At 56.8% G+C, this 1177-nt stretch carries 2 protein-coding genes; one reads left to right on the top strand and one right to left on the bottom strand.

The genetic code is table 11. The annotated features are described in order from the left end of the window. A partial coding sequence (locus Q0520_RS02065; RefSeq protein ID WP_298665935.1) for an Orn/Lys/Arg decarboxylase N-terminal domain-containing protein occupies positions 1-359 on the bottom strand: 359 nt, incomplete at its 3' end. A gap of 469 nt (positions 360-828) precedes the next feature. On the opposite strand from Q0520_RS02065, the gene Q0520_RS02060 reads away from it, so the two are divergent. Further along, a partial coding sequence (locus Q0520_RS02060; protein WP_298665933.1) for a transposase occupies positions 829-1177 on the top strand: 349 nt, incomplete at its 3' end.

The raw sequence follows: 1177 nt of genomic DNA, 5'->3' as shown, positions 1-1177 counted from the left end.
TAACCATCAATGGTCCGGATCACCTCCAGGGGGATCTCGTTCACCGCCAGTTTGCGGGTGAACAGGAAGATCGGGAGCGACCTGTTCCTCGTCCTGATCTCCCTGATCATCTCCGCCGGACCCGGCGCATCAGGGGTGTCAGACTGGAGATCCCAGTCGAGAAGGACGCCGGCGATCTCGGGATACGACGACCTGAAGATTGAGAGGGCGTCGTCGATGGTCGTGGCCTCGATCACGCCAAAGTCGAGGTCTTTCAGGAACCTGATGACCTCCCTGAGAGCGATGCCTCCTGCGGTCTTTGCTCCGAGTTCGGAGTCAACGATGAGGATGGAGAGGTCGAGGTTGCTGTACCATTCCATAGGTTGCGTGTTCCTCAGGGGGAGTGGGTGGGGGAGGCATAAAAGGTACGGGGGGAGGAGGGGGCGGTCTGGATTGGGGGCAGGCAGTGGACCGGCACATCTCCTCAGGGATCAGGAATACGGGCCGACCGGAACAGAAGAGTCTCTACGATCAAATCAGGCAGAGTGCTCCCCACTTCAGTGGGGAGGTGCATGCATCTCGCTTTTTGAAACGAACAAGATCCTGACTCAGTGGAAGAGGGATCGACCAGAACTGAAGCAGGTCTATGCTCAGAGCCTCCAGAATGTTCAGGTCAGGGTGGATCTTGCCTTCAAAGCGTACTTCCGGCGGGTGAAAGCAGGCGAGAAAGAACCTGGATTCCCACGGTTCAAGGGAAGAGGCCGATACGACAGTTTCACATACCCTCAAGGTCAGAAAGGAGGGTTTAAGTTCAATGGAGATCGTCTCCACCTCTCGAAGATCGGAGACGTGAGGGTCGTCCTCCACCGCTCCATCGAAGGGACGATCAAGACACTCACGATCAGGCGGTCTTCGACCAGGAAGTGGTATGCCTGCTTTGCGGTCGAGTATGATCCTTCTCCTCTCCCACAGAAGGAGACGGCGGTCGGGATCGATGTCGGTCTCGAATCAGCCCCATATCCCTCAGGGTATGAGGCTCTCTCACGCCGCAGAATCTGCGGTGTGGGAGACTTCGCCACCCTCTCGAACGGAGAGAAGATCGAGAACCCCCGGTTCTTCCGTACCGACGAGAAGGATCTTGCAAAAGCGCAAAGAAGACTCTCAAAAGCAGAGAAAGGTACTCCAGAACGGAAGAAGG

The organism is uncultured Methanofollis sp. (assembly GCF_937919355.1).
Classification (GTDB): Archaea; Halobacteriota; Methanomicrobia; order Methanomicrobiales; family Methanofollaceae; genus Methanofollis.
The sequence above is the reverse complement of the archived record's forward strand: the minus strand, read 5'-3'. Positions and strand labels throughout refer to the sequence as shown.